General features: G+C 62.1%; 16 protein-coding genes. 9 read left to right on the top strand and 7 right to left on the bottom strand.

All coding sequences use genetic code 11. The features are described 5' to 3' along the window. Window positions 1-26: 26 nt before the first annotated feature. The 5 genes from ACFSDX_RS14365 to thrA all read right to left on the bottom strand — a co-directional run bounded on the left by ACFSDX_RS14365 (window position 27) and on the right by thrA (window position 7,322). The gene (locus ACFSDX_RS14365) at window positions 27-1,289 is read right to left on the bottom strand and encodes a protoporphyrinogen/coproporphyrinogen oxidase (protein WP_382314680.1); all 1,263 of its coding nucleotides are present in this window, start codon (window positions 1,287-1,289) and stop codon (window positions 27-29) included. A 238-nt stretch (window positions 1,290-1,527) separates the two neighbouring features. Further along, a complete protein-coding gene (locus ACFSDX_RS14360; protein ID WP_382314678.1) occupies window positions 1,528-2,223 on the bottom strand; it encodes a c-type heme family protein in 696 nt (231 codons plus the stop codon). Between the two features lie 168 nt (window positions 2,224-2,391). Then, window positions 2,392-3,684 (bottom strand): threonine synthase, encoded by a 1,293-nt coding sequence (gene thrC / locus ACFSDX_RS14355; protein WP_382314676.1) that lies wholly within the window; start codon window positions 3,682-3,684, stop codon window positions 2,392-2,394. A 132-nt stretch (window positions 3,685-3,816) separates the two neighbouring features. Further along, window positions 3,817-4,755, bottom strand: a complete 939-nt coding sequence (locus tag ACFSDX_RS14350; protein WP_382314674.1) for a homoserine kinase — start codon at window positions 4,753-4,755, stop codon at window positions 3,817-3,819. Window positions 4,756-4,871: 116 nt separating this feature from the next. Further along, the gene (gene thrA, locus ACFSDX_RS14345) at window positions 4,872-7,322 is read right to left on the bottom strand and encodes a bifunctional aspartate kinase/homoserine dehydrogenase I (RefSeq protein WP_382314672.1); all 2,451 of its coding nucleotides are present in this window, start codon (window positions 7,320-7,322) and stop codon (window positions 4,872-4,874) included. A 156-nt stretch (window positions 7,323-7,478) separates the two neighbouring features. On the opposite strand from thrA, the gene prfA reads away from it, so the two are divergent. From prfA to ACFSDX_RS14330, 3 genes are all read left to right on the top strand, one after another. Next, window positions 7,479-8,549, top strand: a complete 1,071-nt coding sequence (prfA, locus tag ACFSDX_RS14340; protein ID WP_382314670.1) for a peptide chain release factor 1 — start codon at window positions 7,479-7,481, stop codon at window positions 8,547-8,549. A 227-nt stretch (window positions 8,550-8,776) separates the two neighbouring features. Next, the gene (locus ACFSDX_RS14335; protein WP_382314668.1) at window positions 8,777-10,336 is read left to right on the top strand and encodes a hypothetical protein; all 1,560 of its coding nucleotides are present in this window, start codon (window positions 8,777-8,779) and stop codon (window positions 10,334-10,336) included. Between the two features lie 99 nt (window positions 10,337-10,435). Next, window positions 10,436-10,858, top strand: coding sequence for a secondary thiamine-phosphate synthase enzyme YjbQ (locus ACFSDX_RS14330; RefSeq protein WP_382314666.1), 423 nt, complete (start codon window positions 10,436-10,438; stop codon window positions 10,856-10,858). 56 nt (window positions 10,859-10,914) lie between these two features. On the opposite strand, the gene ACFSDX_RS14325 is transcribed toward ACFSDX_RS14330, so the two are convergent. Next, entirely contained in the window at window positions 10,915-11,511 is a 597-nt protein-coding gene (locus tag ACFSDX_RS14325) for a hypothetical protein (protein ID WP_382314664.1), read from the bottom strand. A 111-nt stretch (window positions 11,512-11,622) separates the two neighbouring features. Further along, window positions 11,623-13,158, bottom strand: coding sequence for a 2,3-bisphosphoglycerate-independent phosphoglycerate mutase (gene gpmI, locus ACFSDX_RS14320; RefSeq protein WP_382314662.1), 1,536 nt, complete (start codon window positions 13,156-13,158; stop codon window positions 11,623-11,625). Window positions 13,159-13,309: 151 nt separating this feature from the next. On the opposite strand from gpmI, the gene ACFSDX_RS14315 reads away from it, so the two are divergent. From ACFSDX_RS14315 to ACFSDX_RS14290, 6 genes are all read left to right on the top strand, one after another. Further along, complete coding sequence (locus ACFSDX_RS14315) at window positions 13,310-13,714, top strand: DUF4783 domain-containing protein (RefSeq protein ID WP_382314660.1); 405 nt, start codon at window positions 13,310-13,312, stop codon at window positions 13,712-13,714. A 107-nt stretch (window positions 13,715-13,821) separates the two neighbouring features. Continuing rightward, a complete protein-coding gene (nadC, locus tag ACFSDX_RS14310; protein WP_382314658.1) occupies window positions 13,822-14,691 on the top strand; it encodes a carboxylating nicotinate-nucleotide diphosphorylase in 870 nt (289 codons plus the stop codon). A 103-nt stretch (window positions 14,692-14,794) separates the two neighbouring features. After that, window positions 14,795-15,418 carry a YcxB family protein gene (locus tag ACFSDX_RS14305; protein WP_382314656.1) on the top strand — a complete coding sequence of 208 codons (624 nt, stop codon included), beginning with the start codon at window positions 14,795-14,797 and terminating at the stop codon, window positions 15,416-15,418. Between the two features lie 46 nt (window positions 15,419-15,464). Next, window positions 15,465-15,812, top strand: a complete 348-nt coding sequence (locus ACFSDX_RS14300) for a hypothetical protein (protein ID WP_382314654.1) — start codon at window positions 15,465-15,467, stop codon at window positions 15,810-15,812. A gap of 128 nt (window positions 15,813-15,940) precedes the next feature. Further along, the gene (locus ACFSDX_RS14295; protein WP_382314653.1) at window positions 15,941-16,681 is read left to right on the top strand and encodes a ZIP family metal transporter; all 741 of its coding nucleotides are present in this window, start codon (window positions 15,941-15,943) and stop codon (window positions 16,679-16,681) included. A gap of 74 nt (window positions 16,682-16,755) precedes the next feature. Further along, window positions 16,756-17,481, top strand: a complete 726-nt coding sequence (locus tag ACFSDX_RS14290) for a hypothetical protein (RefSeq protein WP_382314651.1) — start codon at window positions 16,756-16,758, stop codon at window positions 17,479-17,481. The last annotated feature ends 26 nt before the right edge of the window (window positions 17,482-17,507 follow it).

Genomic DNA, 17,507 nt, shown 5'->3' with positions numbered 1-17,507 from the left:
TCGGGAATTGGGCTGTGTACCTATGCCTAATTTAACAGCATTTCGGCGGCTTGCCGGCCCGTGCCTAGCGCGGCATTGAGCGAGGGGTAGGAAACCCAGTCGCCACAGCGCAGCAGCGTGTCGGTGAGGCGCAGCTGCTGCTGCACCGGTTGGCCCGGCCCATACACGGGCAGCGCCTGCGGAATACGATACGTGCGCAAGTGCTGCCACAGCGCGGCGGTGGGCCCAAACCACGCGGCCAGCTCGGTGCGCAGCCGAGCGGTCAGGTCTTCGTCGCTGAGGCCGTGCTCGCCGTGCGTGCTTACCGATACCAACCCTTGGCCGCTGGGCGCTACGGCCGTGCTAATCGCGGTTGGGAAGGCCACGTTGTGTACCAGTGCCTGCGGGGCAGCGTTGAGATGCAGCAAGCGGCCGTAGCCCGGCGTGGCGCCGGCCGTGGTGAAATAGGTGCAGGTGGTGGGCCGCGCCGCGGGCAAGGCCAGCGCGGGCTGGTCGGTGGCGAGTAGCCGCGCCGCGGCCGGCCCATCGGTAGCTAGGACGGTGGTGGCTGCTTGCAGGGTTTCGCCGCTGGCCAAGCGCACGGTGCGACCGGCATCCAGCACCGCTGCCACGGGCGTGAGCAGGCGCACGGTGCCCGCCGGCAGGCGGGCGGCCAGCTGCTCGGGCAGCTGCTGCATACCTAGGGCCGGCATGGCCGCATTGCCCCGCACAAACTGCTGGAACACAAAGGCGAAGAAATTGCTGGCCGTGCCCAACTCCCGGTCGAGATACACCCCGCCGAAGAAGGGCCGGAAGAAATTGTTGATAATCTGCTCGCTCCAGCCGTAGCGCCGCAAAAAGCTCAGCGTAGTTTCGGTGGGGCGGGCCAGCAGCTGCTCGGGCGAGCGGCCCTGCAGCTCGGCCACAAACTTGGCAATGAGCAGCTTGTCGGTAAACGTACCAATGGGTGAAGCCAGGGCGGCAAAAGCCGCCAGTGGCACTTGCAAAGGGTTCTCGATGGTCGTTTCCTCGCCGTTGGCCAGCCGCACTACTGCGCCCGACTGGTAGGTTTTCAGCTCCAGCGCGCCGTAGTCGAAGATGCGCCGCGCCTCGGGGTAGTCAGTCAGCAGAATCTGGAAGCCTCGGTCGAGCCGAAAGCCGTCCGGCGTTACGTCGGTGCGCACGCGTCCGCCCACGGCATCGGCGGCTTCGAGCACCACCACCGGGCGGCCGGCGCGGTGCAGCCAGTTGGCGCAGGCCAAGCCCGCCATTCCGGCGCCAATGATGATAACAGGGTATTCTTCAGTCATTACCTTAAGGAGCTTCGCCAACAATTACCTTCACCGGTTGGCGGCCGGCCGCGGGTGCCGATGGCCCGCTTACGCAAAAAGCGCTGGTTGGGGTGAAAGAATGATTAAGCCAAAACGCCTTGTGGTAAAGCTCAGGTTATTTGCCTAGGGCACAAAGTGCGGCACCTAGCCCGGCCAGCTTGCCGCCTTGCCCGCGGGCAACTGGCGCCGGCGCTTACTGGGGGCAACTGAGCTAACCTTAGAAGAGCTTCGGCATCTTGTGCTCCTTCCACTTCTTGCGCGTTTTCATGGTGTAGAACTCGGCCACGCCGTCGCGCTCCAGCGTGAGCTGCCACGCGCCCAGCACCTGGCCCCGCTGCCGGCCCACGGCGCGCAGGCCGGGGTGTTGGGTTTGGAGCAGCTTGGCCTCGGCGGCGCTGAGGTCGTGGCCCGGCTGGCCGTGGCAGCGCAGGCACAGGTTGCTGCGCAGCACAATGGGCCGCTGATAGTAGAACGTATCGGCCGCCGGCCGGCCAATGAGGCGCAGGGTATCGGGCAGCAAGCCCGCCGCCGCTACGGCGGCCGGGGTGGCATTGGCAGCGGTGGGCTGCCACTCCACGCGGCGCGGGCGGGCGTGCCACTTGCGGGCCATCGAGTCGACGGCGTGGTAGGCCTGGGGCCGGCAAAAAGCCGCGGCCCGGGCCACGCCGCCCGCCGCCAGCTCGCGGGCCAGGGTGCGGCGCAGCAGCGTGTCGGCGTAGGCCGTAATCGAGTCGCCGGCCCAGCGGGTGGCGTGCAGCAAGTCATTAGGCATGATGCGCTTGACTTCCCAGTTGGCGGTTTCTTCGGCTATCTGTTTGGTGCCAGGCAAGTGCTTTACTTGGTCGGGCCGGCAAGCAGCCAGCGCCAGCAGCAGCCCTAGGGCATGCGTAGACTTGATTTTTGCTAAAATCATACTGCTGCCAACCGCTTAGGCCGCCCGAAGGTTGCGAGGTAATAGAATGTAGCTTGGACTCTGTGAGTCCGAGCGCGAGCGCAGCTCGCGTCCGCGGTTAGTAAACGTTCGCTTACGCAGATGCGAGCTGCGCTCGCGCTCAGATTCGCAGAGTTCGAGCTACTTCACCTATTGTAGCAGCCACTCGCGCAGCGCCTCGTAGCTCGGGGCCAGCGGCACGCTATGCTTGGGCTTGGCCAGGAGGTAATGCAGCGCGGCGGGCAGCTCAATTTTGCGGCCGATGAGCGGCTCGACCACCTCCGGAAACTTCACCGGGTGGGCCGTGGCCAGCACGAAACCCGCGGCGGCGGGGTACTTTTTCAGGTAGTCTTCGAGGGCAAAAAACGCCACCGCGCCGTGCGGGTCGAGCAGGTAATCGTGCTCGGCCTGCACGCGCCGAATGGTAGCGCCAGTGTCGGCGTCGGTCACGGTGTAGCCGCTCAGCAGCTGGCTGATGGTGGTGTGCTCGTGCTTGAACAGCTCCAGGATGCGGACGAAGTTGCTGGGGTGGCCCACGTCCATGGCGTTAGAAATGGTAGCTACGGCCGTTTTGGGCGCGAAAATGGCCGTGCGCAGGTACTCAGCGCCCGCGTCATTGGCGTTGCAGGCGGCGATGAAGTGGCCCACCGGCAGCCCCGACACGTGGGCCAGCAGCCCGGCGCACAGGTTGCCGAAGTTGCCGCTCGGCACAGCCACTACCGGCGGCGCGGCCGGCGCCCATTGTTGCAGGGCAAACAGGTAGTAGAGCTGCTGCGGTAGCCAGCGCGCTACGTTGATGGAGTTGGCCGAGGTGAGCGTACGGCGGCTGGTTAGGCCTTCGTCCAGAAATGCTTGCTTCACCAGCCGCTGGCAGTCGTCAAAGTTGCCTTCAACCTCCAGCGCCGTGATATTTTGCCCTAGGGTCGTGAGCTGCAACTCTTGCAGCGGGCTCACCTTGCCGGTGGGGTAGAGGATGACGACCTCCACGCCTGGTACGCCCAAAAAGCCGTGCGCCACTGCCCCGCCGGTATCGCCGGAGGTCGCTACCAGCACCGTCACCGGGGCGGTTTCGCCCCGCGAAAAGTACCCTAGGCAGCGGCTCATAAACCGGGCGCCCACGTCCTTAAACGCCAGCGTGGGCCCGTGAAACAGCTCCAGCGACCCGATGTGCTCGGTCACCGGCACCAGCGGAAACGGGAAATCGACCGTCTCCGCGCAGATGCGGCGCAAGTCGGCCTCCGGAATAGTGTCGCCCACGTAGGGCTGCATCACGGTGTAAGCAATGTCGGCCTGCGAGAGATTGGGCAGGTTCTTCAGAAAATCAGCCGAGAACTGTGGGATGCTTGCGGGGAAGTACAAGCCGCCATCCGGCGCCTGCCCGGCAATGGTGGCGGCCCGAAAATCAACGGGCGGCGACTGGCGATTGAGACTGTAGTACTGCATAGTATGATGCTGAATACGGTCGTCATGCAGAGCGCAGCGAAGCATCTCGCGTGGACGACTAACCTTTTTGCGTTGATTACTGCGCCACGCGAGATGCTTTGCTGCGCTCTGCATGACGACCATTGATACGTGTTATTCCGTGGCTACCACTCGCGCGCCTTCGCTTGCAATCGGCCCCACGTGCAGGTGAAAAGCAATGCCCATCTTGCGGTACACGCTGCCCATGGCCTCGGCGGCGGCGTGGGCCGTTGCTTCGTCGTGGTTCAGCATAAAAATCGATGGGCCCGAGCCCGAAATACCGCCGCCTAGGGCACCGGCCGCCAGCGCCCGCTTCCGCGCATCGCCCAGGCCGGGGAGGAGGGCCGCCCGCGCCGGCTCCACAATGTAGTCTTCCAGGGCGCGGCTAATAAGCTCGTTGTCATGGGTTAAGAAGCCGGCGACCAGGCCGCCCACGTTGGCCCACTGGCGCACGGCCAGCGCTAGCGGCACCTGGGTCGGTAGCACAGCACGGGCCTCGCGGGTCTTCACTTCAAACTGCGGGTGCACCACGGCCACCCACAGCGGCGGGGCGGGCAGGGCCACCACGTCGAGTACCGGCAGCACCGCCCGTACCAGCGTGAAGCCGCCGCAAATAGCGGGCGCGATATTGTCGGCGTGGCGCACGCCCGAGGCTACGGCCTCGCCATACATGGCCAGGTCCACCAGCTTTTTGTTATCGAACGGATTACCTAGGAGCGCGTTAGCCGCCACCACGGCGCCCGCTGCGCTGGCCGCGCTGCTGCCAATGCCGCTGCCCGGCCGAATGCCCTTCGTAATCTCCACCTCAAACCCCAGGGGCTCGTCTACCTCGCGCAACAGCGCCAGCAGAGCGGCGCCGGCCACGTTGCGGTTGGGGTCGGTAGGTAGGTCGTAATCGTCGAGGTGCCGGATGATGAGGCCCGGCTGGTCGCGCCGCGTGAGGCGCACCGTGTCGTATGGCGCGGTCAGGCACAGCCCGAGCACGTCGAAGCCGCAGCCGACATTAGCAATCGTAGCGGGCGCGTGCACCGTGACGGAAGAGGGGAGGGGCATGTCATTGAATTATGAATTAAAAATTATGAATTATGAATGCAGGAAAAGCGGTTTTGCACCGTCCTAAACTCAACCTTCAGTCATTCATAATTCATAATTTTTAATTCATAATTAAACTACAACCTAGCGGCCCGGATGATGTCGGCAAACACGCCACTGGCCGTGACCTCGGCGCCCGCGCCGGCGCCCTTCACCACCAGCGGCTGCTCGGGGTAGCGGTCGGTGTAAAAGAGCACCACGTTGTCTTTGCCGCGCAGCTCGTAGAGGTCGTGGCCGGGCGCTATCTGCTGCAAGCCCACCGAGGCCTGACCATCGGCGTACTGGGCCACGAACTTGAGGCGCTTGCCCTCTGTCGCGGCTGCCTCGTAGAGCGCCCGGAAGTGCGACTCATGCACGGCCAGTTCTTTGTAAAAGGCGGCTACGTCGCCGTCGAGGCAGGAGGCGGGCAGGAAGCTTTCGTTGGCTACGTCGCTCATTTCCAGCTGCTGGCCGGCTTCGCGGGCCAGAATGAGGATTTTGCGGGCCACGTCCGAGCCGTTGAGGTCGAGGCGCGGGTCGGGTTCGGTATAGCCTTCGGCCTGGGCCTGGGCCACCACCTCGGCAAAGGGCCGCGAGCCGTCGTAGTTATTAAACACGAAGTTAAGCGTGCCCGAGAGCACCGCCTGCATGCGGCGCACCACGTCGCCGCTGCGCGTGAGGTCGGCCAGCGTGCCGATAACCGGCAGCCCGGCGCCCACGTTGGTTTCGAACAGGTACTTGGTGTTGAAATCGAGGGCCAGCTGCTTGAGCTGCCGGTACGAGGCGTAGGCCGCCGAGGCCGCTACCTTATTACAGGCCACCACGGCGATGCTCTTGGCCAGCAGCGGCGCGTACTGGTCGGCGGAGGCCGGGTTGGCCGTCACGTCCACGAACACGCTGTTGCGCAGATTCTTATCGATGATGAGCTGCGTAAAATCGGGCAGCGACAGGGCCGGGGCTTTGTCCAGCGCCTCGGGCCAGGTGGCGAGGTCGAGGCCCGCCTCGTCGCTCACTAGGCAGTGGCGGCTGTTGGCGATGGCCACCACGCGCAGGTCGAGCGCCAGCTTGTCGCGCAGGTACTCCTGCTGCTGGGCCAACTGGCTCAGCAGCTTGCCGCCTACGTTGCCGGGACCCAGGATGAAAAGGTTGACCTGTTTATACGTGGCCTCGAAGAACTCCTCGTGCAGTACGTTGATGGCCTTGCGCACGTCGGCGGCCCGAATGACGGTCGAGATGTTGCGCTCGCTCGCGCCCTGCGCAATGGCCCGGATGTTCACGCCATTGTGCCCTAGGGCGCTAAACAGGCGCCCGCTGATGCCGGGGTGGTTGCGCATCATATCGCCCACCAGCGCCACGATGGCCAGGCCGGTTTCGGGCCGCAGCGGCTCTAGTCGGCCGGCCGCGATTTCAGCGGCAAATTCTTCGTTTACTACCGACTGGGCGGCGGGCACATCGGCCTCGTTCACGCCCACGCAAATGGAGTGCTCCGACGAGCTTTGGGTGATAAGCACCACGTTGATACGAGCCCGCGCCAGCGCCGCGAATAGCCGCGCTGAGAAGCCCGGCACGCCCACCATGCCGCTGCCCTCTAGGTTCAGCAACGCCAAGTTGCCGATGCTCGATAGGCCGCGCACCACGCCGATGCTCGGCGGCGGGGCCACCTCTACCAGCGTGCCGTAGTCGGCGGGCGCGAAGGTATTTTTAATCCACATCGGGATGCCGCGCTGGCGCACCGGTTGCACCGTGGGCGCGTACAGCACTTTGGCCCCAAAGTGCGAAAGCTCCATGGCCTCCTCGTAGCTGATGCGCGCGATGGGCCGCGCCGAGCGCACCAGGCGCGGGTCGGCGGTGAGCATACCGCTCACATCAGTCCAGATTTCAAGCTTTTCGGCACCTAGGGCCGCCGCCAAGATGGCGGCCGTGTAGTCGGAGCCGCCCCGCCCTAGGGTAGTCGTATGTCCCTCGGCATCGGCGGCAATGAAGCCGGGCGCCACCCACAGGTTTTCGGTGGTTTTGGCTTGGAAATCAGCTACTAGCTGCTCGGTGGCGGTCTCATCGACCTGGGCCGTGCCAAAGCGCGAGTTGGTGCGGATGAGCAGCCGGCTGTCGGCCCAGGCGGCGGCCACGCCGCGGGCTTGCAGCGCCGCCACTACTAAGCGCGATGACAGCAGTTCGCCGTAGCTCATCAGCCGGTCCAAGGTGCGGGGCGAGAGCTCGCCTAGGGCAAAAATGCCGTCGGCCAGTAGCACTAGCTCCGTAAACTGGGCCGTGAGCCAGGGTTGAATTTCGGCCTGCGCCTCGAAGGAGGGCAGCAGGTGCTCGGCGGCGGTGAAGTGGCGCGCTTCGAGCTGGCGCAGGGCTTGGCGGAAGCTTTCGTCGTGGCTGGCGGCGGCGCGGCCCGCGTTAATGAGCGCGTCGGTGGTGCCCCCCAGGGCCGATACGACCAGTGCTACTGGCCCCTGGGCCAGCGCGCGCGTCACGATGGCGATTACCTTTTCGATATTCTCGGCCGAGGCAACCGACGTGCCGCCGAACTTCAGAACTTGCATAAAATCGAACGCCCGATTGGCCGTAGCCCGTCGCGCACTAGAGGCTCAGCACGAGGCCAAACCAGCGTAAACAATTGGCGCGGAACGCCGACCGCAAAGGACGTTGTTACCAAGCCGTATCTTTGCAAACTACTGACTATTTTTTCCGACTACAAAATGCTGGATAAACTCGAAGCCATCCGCGAGCGCTACGACAACGTGAACCACGAGCTCATGCAGCCCGAGGTGATGGGCGACATGAAGCGCTTCAAGAGCCTGAATAAAGAATTTAAGGAGCTGGGTAGAATCGTAACTGCCTACCGCGCTTATCAGCAGGTGCTCAGTAATATAGAGGGCGCGCGCCAGGTCGTTTCGACCGAAAAAGACGAGGACTTCCGCGAGATGGCCAAGGCCGAGCTCGACGAGCTGGTGCCCGAAGCCGACCGCATGGAAGTGGCCATCAAAGAATTATTAATTCCGAAAGACCCGAACGACTCCAAGGACGTGATTATGGAAATTCGGGCCGGCGCGGGCGGCGACGAAGCTTCGCTATTTGCTGGTGACTTGCAACGTATGTACCTGCGTTTCGCCGAAAAGCAGGGCTGGAAAATGGAGCTCGTGGACGCTATGGACGGCACCGCCGGCGGCTACAAAGAAATCGTGGTTTCTGTGAAAGGCGAGGACGTGTATGGCAAGCTCAAGTTTGAGAGCGGCGTACACCGCGTGCAGCGCGTGCCGGCCACCGAAACTCAGGGCCGCATCCACACCTCGGTGGCTTCTATCGTAGTGATGCCCGAAGCGGAGGAGTTTGATATCGACCTGGACATGAATGATATCCGTAAGGACTTGTTTATGTCCTCCGGCCCCGGCGGGCAGTCGGTAAACACGACCTACTCGGCCGTGCGTCTCACCCACATCCCGACCGGCATCGTGGCCCAGTGCCAGGACCAGAAGTCGCAACTCAAGAACTTTGATAAGGCGCTGGGCGTGTTGCGCTCGCGCATTTTTGAGATTGAGTTGGCCAAGAAGAACGAGGCCGAAGGCGCCATCCGCAAGGGCATGATTGGCGGCGGCGACCGCTCCGATAAAATCCGGACTTACAACTACCCGCAGGGCCGCGTGACCGACCACCGCATCGGCTACACCGTGTACAACCTGCCCAGCGTGATGGATGGCAACATCGACGACTTTGTGGAGCAGCTGCGCTTGGTTGAGAGCGCCGACCGCCTGAAAGTAGGCACTGAATAGACCGCAGATTTAACGGATTTAACTGATTGCGCGGATACGCCGCTGGCGCGGCTGGCTGTCCTGAGAACTGCCTTGTGATGATTGTCATGCTGGGCTTGCGAAACGCCTTGTTACCATTGCTTTAGAGAACTGGTGAGCAAGGCGCTTCGTAAGTCCAGCATGACATTTTTATAGGCATACTAGTAGGTAATAGTGGTCGTTTGATGGGCTGTGTTTGAGCTTATTTTATGTTTAGGAAGTTACTGTTTCCCGTTGTTCTGCTGCTGAGCGCTGGTTTCAGCCTCTTTCTGCCCGGTTGTAAGCCGCGGGAGGAGGAATTGCAAACGAGCGGCGCGCTGGCGTTTTCGGCCGACACGGTGAAGTTCGACACGGTTTTCACGAACCTGCGCACCGTTACGAAGCGACTGTGGGTGTACAACCGCAACCCTAGGGGCGTCAATGTCGACCTCATCGGCCTTGACCGGCCCGCCACCTCGGCCTACACGCTGCTCATCAACGGCGACCTGAAGCAGACGGCGACCAACTTGTTTATTCGGGGCGAGGACAGTCTGCTGGTGCTGGTGCGGGCCAAGCTACCCGACAACGGCCAGAATGGCGCGCCCAAGGACTACGTGCTGGAGGAAAAGCTAAACTTCCGCACCAATGGCCAGGACCAGCACGTGCTGCTGCGCTCGTTTGGGCAGAATATTTACCTGCATGATGACGTGCCATTGGCCTGCAACGCGGTGTGGACCAATGACCGGCCGCATGTGCTCTACAACTCGGTAGTGGTGCCGGTGGGCTGCACATTGCGGATTAAGCCCGGTACCCGCGTGTACGCCCACGCCGGGGCGGCGCTCATCGTGCGGGGTACTTTGTTGGTAAACAGCCCCGCCGACTACGCGCCCGGCACGGCGGCCACCGATACGGTGAAGGCGACCAACACCGACATCGTGCGCTTTAGCGGCGACCGCAGCGGCGAGGCGCAGTACGCCACCGCGCCGGGGCAGTGGACGGGTATCGTGCTGCATGCGAGCAGCCGCGGCAATATTATTCGCTACGCCCAGATTCAGAATGCCACGGTGGGCGTGCTGCTTTATAACCCCGATAACCTGAGTCCGCGGCCCGATGTGCTGCTGCAAAACGCAGTTATCCGCTACATCTCGGGCTATGCCGTGAGCTTCGCCGGTTCTAAGAGTACCCTTGACCTAGGGGCCGGCGTGCTGAGCGTGGCCGGCAAAGCCACGATGGAGAATACGCTGTTCAGCGACTGCTACGAGTACGCGGTGCTGGGTATCGGGGGCGGCGAGTACGCGCTCAATTACTGCACCATTGCCAACTACCCCGCCACCACCAGCGTGCGCAGCACGGCCTCGCTGACCTTTACCAACGTGGCCGCCGATGGCAAGACCAAGAACGCTGGGCTGACGCTGAGTCTGAAAAACTCCATCGTCTGGGGTTCTATTCGCGACGAACTGTTCCTTGATAATTACGACGACTACAGCGCCGGGGTCAGCATCCAAAACACGATGCTCGCTACCGAGCGCTACGCCGCTACGGCCAACGCGCCCGGCACGCCCGGCCTGGCGCAACCGAGCCTCAATAACCTCATTGGCACGTATAGCTACAACTACCCATCATTCAAAAGCATCAGTACCGGCCCGAGTAGCGACTACCGCTTGAAGGCGGACTCGCCCGGCCTCGACCGAGCCACGCAGAAAGCAGCACCGCTGCTGCTACGCGACTTGCTGAACCTGCCCCGCGACGCCAACCGCCCGGCCCTGGGGGCCTACCACACCACTAAGTAATGGGTAATGGGGTAATTAGCGTAATGGGTAATGAGCTTAGTATTTCATTGGCTAAGCTCATTACCCATTACGCTAATTACCCCATTACCCATTAATAACATGCGCTACATCCAAAAACGCCTGCGTTTGCCCGCCGTGACCGAGGGCTTTCACCTCATCACTGACCTGCTGCTGGCCGAACTGCCCGAACTGGAAAGCCTGCGCACGGGTACGGCCAATTTCTTCATCCAGCACACTTCGGCCAGCCTCTTCATCACCGAAAACGCGGACCCCACCGTGCGGCGCGATTTTCAGGAGTATTTCCGCCGCCTGGCGCCCGACAATGCGCCCTACTTTCAGCATACCCTGGAAGGCCCCGATGACATGACGGCCCACCTCAAAGCGGCCCTGCTCGGCAACTCCGTGACGGTGCCCATTGCCAACGGCCGCCTGCTCCTAGGTACCTGGCAGGGCCTGTGCCTGGGCGAGCACCGCCGCCACGGCGGCCGCCGCTGGGTGGTGGCTACTTTGATGGGGGAATAGTGCTTTTAACTACCTAGGCGGGTTGCTGGTCAACCCGTAAGAGCGCCAGCCGCTTTTCAGAGCACCCGCGCCGACATGTTAAATCGGAGCGAGTCGAACAGCACCAGCTTTTGCACGCCTCGCACCTGGTAGGTCCGGAGTTGCCCGCCCTCAAAGTGCATGTCCAAGCTTTTAGCTGAATAAAACAGGGTATTATTCTGGCGTATCTGGGCCTCAATACGTTGTGGGAAGCCGACGAGGGGCCCGCTCACGGCCAAGCGCAGCACTGAAGCGTGTGGAAAGCCGGGGCGCAGGGTATAAGTGCGGCGCAGCCCCTGGCCGGGCACTACGAGTGAATCAAGGATGTAAGCTCCGCGTAGGGCCGCTTTATTAATGTCAGCCTGATAAAAAATTTGTAATTCGTCGGCCCATTTTATCTCGGGCACAGTCGCTTGCTCATAGGCATTATCGCGCAAGCTAGTTTGCTTGGTTGCCCCCATGTGGCGCGCGTTGAGCAACCCAACCTGACCATCCAAAAAGCGGCGTACATCGTAATAAGGGCCGGTGGGGGCTGAGATGCCGGGCGCGGATGGGTCGGCCGGCCGGCTGCCGCCGTCGCAGCCGCCGAGCGCCAGCAGCGCTCCACCTAGGAAAAAATAACTACTACAGCTCATGAGTAAAGAAGAGCCCCGCCGGGCGAGCCGCGGGCCGACGGTCGTCGGCCACTGCGCTGCTGCCCGGCGGGGCCCTACGAGAAAAGAAAAACAAGGGGCTTTTTGTTCGGCCTAGGCGTTGGTAGGGCGCAGTAGGCTCTGGCCGGTCATGTCGGCGGGCTGGGGCACGCCCATCAGCTGCAATACCGTGGGGGCAATGTCGCCGAGCTTGCCGTTGGCCAGCGTGCCGATGTAGCCATCGGCAGCCAAGATGCAGGGTACCAGGTTAGTAGTGTGCGCCGTATTGGGCGAGCCGTCTTCATTGCGCATATATTCGGCATTGCCGTGGTCGGCAATAACGATGCAGGCGTAGCCGGCGGCCAGGCCCGTCTCGACCACGTCGCGGGCGCAAGCGTCGGTGGTTTCCACGGCCTTTATTACCGCCTCAAACACGCCGGTGTGGCCTACCATGTCGGGGTTAGCGAAGTTGACTACCACGAAATCGGCCGCATTATTTTTTAATTCTGGCACCAGCGCGTCGCGCAGCTCGTAGGCGCTCATCTCGGGGGCGAGGTCGTAGGTCGCCACTTTGGGCGAGGCCCGCATGATGCGCTTTTCACCCTCAAACTCCAGCTCGCGCCCGCCCGAAAAGAAGAACGTGACGTGCGGATACTTCTCGGTTTCGGCCATCCGAATCTGCGTCTTGCCGTGCGCGGCCAGCACCTGCCCTAGGGTGTTATCCAGGTTGTCTTTCTCAAAAATCGGCGTTACGCCCTGAAACGTCGCGTCATACGTCGTCATGGTGAGGTAGCGCAGGTTGAGGCGGTGCATCTGGTAGGCATTAAAGTCCTGCTGCGTGAGCGCCTCTGTGATTTCGCGGCCCCGGTCGGTGCGGAAGTTGAAGCATAGCACCACGTCGCCGTCTTGGATGGTAGCCAGCGGCAGGCCGTCGGCCCCAGTCTTCACAATGGGCTTTAAAAACTCGTCAGTAACACCTTCTTTATACTGCTCCTGAATGCTTTGAATCAGGTTTTGCGAGGGCGAGCCCACGCCGTTTACCAGCAGGTCATAGGCCACTTTCACGCGCTCCCAGCGCTGGTCGCGGTCCATGGCGTAGTAGCGGCCCACGATGGAGGCAATTTTGGCGCCCGTGCGCTCGGCGTGCTGCTCCAGCTCATTCACGTAGTGTACGCCGCCCTTGGGGTCGGTGTCGCGGCCATCGGTGAAGGCGTGCACGAAGGTCTTGTGCACGCCCGCCTCGTGGGCGATGGTGCACAGGGCCTTCACGTGCTCGATGTGCGAGTGCACCCCGCCATCCGAGAGCAGGCCAATGAGGTGGAAGGGCTTATTGTTTTCGCGGGCGTAGTCCAGGGCATTTTTCAGGGCCGGAATCTGGCCCAGCTTGCGCTCCTGGATGGTTTTGCCAATGCGCACCAGCTCCTGGTACACCACCCGGCCGGCCCCGATGTTCATGTGGCCCACCTCCGAGTTGCCCATCTGGCCTTCGGGCAGCCCCACGGCCTCGCCCGAGGCTTGTAGGGTGCTGTGCGGAAAGCGCTGTAGGAGCCCGTGGTAGTAAGGAGTCTGCGCCTGGTCAACGGCCGAAGCCTTGGTATTCGGGGCGATGCCCCACCCGTCTAGAATAACTAATAAGACCTGCTTGTTCATGGCGCAAAAGTACGCGGCGCACCCCGAAGCCCCTACGCTACGTACGAGGCCCCAGCTCTATTCAGAAATGCTACAGAAACCCGCTTGCTGGCATAGTTTTGGCTTTGAGCCAAGATGCAAGCGTTTGTCCCCCTTAGCAGAGCTTGTTACTATGAGATTAACTTTTACGAAATTATTGGTGTGTGGCTGGCTTTTACTAGCTAGTACGGCAACTATCCAGGCGCAGGGCGGCGACCAACTTACGGCCGTGCGCTCGGCCATTGCCAGCGGTTCTTCGCACGACCTAGCCCAGTATCTGGCTCCTTCGGTGGAGGTGGGTTTTGATGGCGACAGCCAAAATATGAATACCACCCAGACCGAGCTGGTCCTGAAAAATTTCTTCGCCAAAAACGCGCCCGGCAAGTTTGATATTGTGCACCAGGGCGCCGGCCCCGACGGCACGCCCTACGCCGTAGGCCGCTTCGCGGGCCGCAACGGCACCTACCGGGTGTTCATCGGCCTCAAGGCCAATAAGAGCACCCCCACTATCGACAAGATAGATTTCACGAAGGAATAGCCTGGATTCCCTAGGTCGCCGCCCGTTGGCCCGGGGGCTTTAGCCGCCGCTCAAAGACGCCGGGCTGCGTAGCGTATTGCACCCCAGGGCCGGCGTACCTTTGCGGCGTGCAAACGCTCTTTTCCGCTCCGTATCTCACGCCCGAGGCGCTCACCACCTTCATTCGCACGGCGCTGGCCGAAGATGTGGGCGATGGCGACCATTCGGCCCTAGCTGCCATTCCGGCCACTGCCCACAACCGGGCGCACCTCCTCGTGAAGGATGAAGGCGTGCTGGCCGGCGTAGCCCTGGCGCAGCTGATTTTCAATGAAGTAGACGCGGCTCTGCAAGTCAGTGTCTTACTCGAAGACGGGGCCCGCGTGCGCCACGGCGACGTAGCCCTTACTGTAGAAGGCCCTGCCCGCAGCATTCTCACGGCCGAGCGCTTGGTGCTCAACTGCATGCAGCGCATGAGCGGCATCGCCACCTACACAGCCCACCTCGCGGGCCTGCTGGCCGGCACCAGAGCCCGCCTGCTCGACACCCGCAAAACGACGCCCAACTTTCGCATCTGCGAAAAATGGGCCGTGCTCATCGGCGGCGGCGTCAACCACCGCTACGGACTTTTCGACATGATTATCCTCAAGGATAACCACGTCGACTACGCGGGCGGCATCGCCCAGGCCGTGCAAGCCACGCACGATTATCTAAAAGCCACGGGCCGCCAGCTGCCCATCGAAGTCGAAACCCGCACCCTAGCTGAAGTGCAGCAGGCCCTCGACGCGGGCGGCATCGACCGCATTATGCTTGATAATATGAGCCCCGAGCAGCTGCGCGAAGCCGTGGCCCTGGTGGCCGGCCGCCTGCCCCTCGAAGCCAGCGGCGGCATTACCGAGCAAACCATTGCCGACGTGGCCGCCACGGGCGTCGATTTTATTTCGGTAGGGGCGCTCACGCACTCGGCCGGCAGCCTCGATTTAAGTTTGAAAGCGTATTAAGTAGCTGTTAGTTGCTAGTTATCAGTTGTTAGTGCTCAGTTACCGCACTTTTTACTGTCAGCTCGACCAACAACTCACAACTGATAATTAATAACTATAAAAAATGAACCAACCCAACCAACGCGGCGGTGGCGGCGGCTACCGCCAGCAGCAGGCGCAGCAATCGGCGCCCGGCACCATCAAAACCAAGAAATACCAGTTCGACACCAACACCTACACCCGCATCGCGATGGCCGAGGTGTGGCGCAAGGAGTGGTGGTACGCTACCATTCCGTTTGCCGTGGGGCTGCTGCCGGCCATTATTTGGCACTCGTGGTGGTGGCTGGCCCTGAGCGTGGTGCTCACGGTAGCATACGTGCTGCTGCGCTCGGCCCAAATTACGGGCGTGACGCAGATGGAGCAGAGCAAGCCCCTGTTTGAGCGGATGAACTACGAGATGGACCAGCGCCAGCTCATCATGCGCCAGACCGAGCAGCGCGCCATGGCCCTGCCCTGGGACCAGATAGCGCGGGTGCGCCGCGAGCCCGATGCCTACCTGCTGTACCTCAAGCCCGGCGTGCCGCCCGCCGACATGGCGCCCTGGCGGCAGTGGCTGGCGCGCACGTTCGATGTGCCCGTGTTTTTACATTTGCCCCTGCGCTTGTTCAACAACGACAACGACCGCAAGCTGTTCGATGCCCTGCTGCGCCGCAAAAGCCTGTTGGTCGACGGCGCGCCGGCTGCGTAGTGTATTTCCCGACCTAGATTAGATTTTCAAGTTTACTTCCTGCTTTATGAAAAAGCCGCTTCTCCTGCTGGCCCCCGCCGCCTTGCTTTTCTTCGCTTCTTGCAGCAGCGAGCCCTCCGACTGGCGCCCCGAGCAAAAGGTATCGCTCGACACGGTACCCCCCGGCACCCGCATCAGCGAAAATTTTGACAAAACTGACGACGCCGCACCCGGCGACAAGCACGACGCCATCGGCGAGCCCGCCAGCAAAGTGCTGCAAGGCAATCTGACGCGCCGCGCAGCTCCCACCGCCGGCGCCGTAATGAGCGCTGACACTAAGCCCGAAAACGCCGAAAAGAGCGTGAAGAGCGGCACATCGTCGCAGACCGAGAGCAACGTTAAGCACGGCGAGTAGCCTAGCCCGAGCCATCGGCAATCCACTGGCTACGCCGGTAGGCCACGGCCGAAAAGCCTTTATTGGAAGTGCAACAATGTTGAAAAAGTATTCACAACATTGTTGCACTTCTGTGTGTTCAGCTAGTTATGTGGGTTGCTATATTACTCTTGGCCGCTACGGTGCTGGGGGCGGGCGCACTGGTAGGTGTAGTGCCCGCTGCTCGTACTACGCAGTGGCTCAAGCCAATGTTGGCCTTTAGCGGGGCTTATTTGTTTGCGCTTACCATCACGCATTTGTTGCCCGAGGCGCTTGCGCTGCTGCCGGCGCACCCGCACCGGGTGGGCTACTGGGTGCTGGCCGGGTTCTTTGGGCAGCTGCTACTGGAGGTGTTCTCCGAAGGCATTGAACACGGCCACGTGCACGCGCCCGACGCCCAGGAGCGGGGCCGTGTGCCGCTGCTGCTCCTAGGTGCGCTGCTGGTGCACTCGCTGCTCGAGGGCAGCATCCTGGTAAAAAGCGGCGGCAGTAGCGAGGTTGGCCGCAACTTCTACGCCGTGGTGCTGGGCGTGGCGCTGCACCACATTCCTGCGGCCGTGGCGCTGGTTACGCTGCTGCGCCTGCGGCTGGGCTCGTTCGGGCGGGTGTGGCCGTGGCTGCTGCTGTTCGCGCTGGCCTCGCCGGCGGGGCTGCTCTTCAGCAACTACGTGGTGCTGCAACAGCTGCTGAGCACCGATGCCTACGCGGCGCTGCTGGGCTTCGTGGCTGGCACGTTTCTGCACGTTTCTACGACTATCCTCTTCGAAACCAGCCCCGAGCACCGCCTCAACTGGCCCAAGCTGGGGGCCACCCTAGGGGGGCTGCTGCTGGCGCTGGGGGTGGGAAGCTAGGCGTGGGTCTGGTTGCGGCTGAAGTGGCGGCGCGGTCTCTATCTTCGGCTATCTTTTCCTCTTCATTTGGCCCCATGCGCCCGTCAGCTACGAAGTCTATCCTCCTGTTCGGAATGGGAGTGCTCTCCCTAGGTGCCTGCCGCAAAGACCAGGCAGAGCCAAGCCAACCCGACTATGCCGACTGGTACGCGCTGCGGGCGCCGGAGGGCCGGGCCATTCAGGCGGTTGCCGGCAACATCGACAGCACGCTGGTTATTTCGACCCGCTTTGCTATTTATCAAACCAAAGACCGGGGCAGAACCTGGCTGACGTCTGATTACAAGGACAGGCTCGGGGTAGAAGGATTTTTGCAACGCGCTGATACACTGCTGGCCATGACAGCAACAACCGGCGCCGCAACGCCTACCAGTATCGCTTACGCTATCAGCCCTACCTATTTCAGCCTCAACCAAGGGGCAACGTGGCAGAAGTATACCTGGCGCGGGCGGTATAATCAGGAGCCAAAAACCGCGCTCAATCGAACGGCTTCTCCAGCCGGCATTGGCTACGAAATGGAGTTTCGCCTGACCCCCACGCAGCCCGGCTCTAGCACCAACTATGTGGAGACAATCGGGGTGAAGAACGCGGTGGGTGCGCGCCTGCTGTTACCGCTCGACCACACCATCACGAGTATTACCTTCGACAAACAGTCGCGGCTTTACGTGACCGCCTCCGCTGCGCTGTGCGGCAAACGCGAGAATTTCGCCTTCTGCGGCGAGCAAAACGGCGTCCTGTACGTATCAAAAAAACCGCAGCCTTAGCTGCTGCGCTAGGGCGGCCGGCAAGT

This window comes from Hymenobacter bucti (assembly GCF_042681145.1).
GTDB classification, from domain to species: Bacteria; Bacteroidota; Bacteroidia; order Cytophagales; family Hymenobacteraceae; genus Hymenobacter; species Hymenobacter bucti.
This window is presented reverse-complemented; position numbering and strand designations above follow the sequence as displayed.